This is a genomic window from Polaromonas sp. P1_G4 (assembly GCF_056405475.1).
Genome location: NZ_JBFUCA010000701.1, coordinates 1 through 1,737 on the forward strand (window position 1 = coordinate 1; position 1,737 = coordinate 1,737).

General features: G+C 63.9%; 1 protein-coding gene. It reads right to left on the reverse strand.

All coding sequences use genetic code 11. The annotated features are described in order from the left end of the window. On the reverse strand, positions 1-1,737 hold a 1,737-nt coding region (locus AC1D1X_RS22400), incomplete at both ends, for an acyl-CoA dehydrogenase (protein ID WP_477699233.1).

Genomic DNA, 1,737 nt, shown 5'->3' on the forward strand with positions numbered 1-1,737 from the left:
ACCTTGAGCCAGGCACCGATCTTCGGTAATTCGTAATGATAAAAATAGCGTGTAGCGCCCATCCGCCCTGCGTGAGCAGCTATCGAATTGGTAGCGGATTGCTGCAATGCCAGGCTGGCCAGCGCCACGTCCAGCCAGATCCACGCCAATACGGTGTGGCCGAAGGCCTGCATGTAGGGTACCGCATTGGCCAGCGCCTCGCCAGGCTCGCCCGCGGCCCACGCCGCCTTGGTGGCGCTGCCCACATGCTGCAATGCCTTGGCCAGTGCGTTGGCATGGGCTGCGAGTTCAGGCACCTGAATCGCCTTTTCAACCGTGGCGTTGATACGCGCTGCCAGCAATTGCAGGCCCCTGCCCCCTTCCATCAGCACCTTGCGGCCCAGCAAATCCATGGCCTGGATGCCATGCGTGCCTTCATGGATCATGTTCAGGCGGTTGTCGCGCCAATACTGCTCGACCGGGAAGTCGCGCGTGTAGCCGTAGCCGCCGTGTACCTGGATGGCCAGCGAATTGGCCTCCAGGCACCATTCGCTGGGCCAGCTCTTGGCAATCGGTGTCAGCACCTCGAGCAGCAGGCGCGCGTCGTCGGCGGCCTGCGCGTCGGCCGTGTGGTGTTCATCAACCAGGCGGGCGCAATACAGCTCCAGCGCCAGCGCGCCTTCGCAGTACGCTTTTTGCGCCAGCAGCATGCGCTTGACGTCGGCGTGCTCGATGATGCGGATCTGCGGCTGGGAGGCGTCTTTGCCCACGGCACCGGCGCCGTTCTTAGATCCTCCGCCGACGGGCCGGCCCTGGGGCCGGTTTTTGGCGTAATCGAGGCTGGCGTAGTAGCCCGCCATGCCCAGCATGGTGGCGGCCGTGCCCACGCCTATACGCGCCTCGTTCATCATGTGGAACATGCAGCGCAGGCCCTCATGCGGCTTGCCTACCAGGTAGCCGACCGCGCCGGCCTGGCCGTCCACCGGGTATTTGCCCTCGCCGAAGTTGAGCAGGGTGTTGGTGGTGCCGCGCCAGCCCAGCTTGTGGTTCAGGCCCGCCAGCGCCACGTCGTTGCGCACGCCGGTGAGTTCGCCTTGGGTATTGACCATTTTCTTGGGCACGATGAAGAGCGAAATGCCGCGTGTGCCGGCGATCAGCTTGCCGTCCGGCCCCGGTATCTTGGCCAGCACCAGGTGGATGATGTTGTCGGTCAGCTCGTGCTCGCCGGCCGAGATCCACATCTTGTTGCCCTTGAGGCGATAGCGTGGGCCCAGCGGGTCGGCCTCAAAGCCGTCGCCATCCGGGACGGCGCGCGTCGTCACGTCGCTGAGCGAGGAACCGGCCTGCGGTTCGGACAAACACATGGTGCCCGAGAAGCGGCCCGAGAACTCATTTTTTGCAAAGACTTCCTTCTGCATGTCGGTGCCGTGCACCATCAGCAGGTTGGCGTTACCAGTGGTCAGCAGGCCCGAGCCGATGCTGACCGAGGCCATGGCGAAGAAGGCATTGGCCGCCGCTTCCACCGTATAGGGCAGCTGCATGCCGCCGACTTCATAGTCCTGCGCGGCGCTGAGCATGCCCGAGGCCGCGTAGGCCTTTTGCGCGTCGTGCGTGGCCTGCGGCAGGATGACTTTTTCGCCGTCGAAGTGCGGCTCCTGCGTATCCACTATGCGGTTGAACGGTGCATACTTTTCACGCGCGATGCGTTCGCAGGTGTCGAACACCGCGTCGAAGGTTTCGCGTGAATGGTCGACGAAA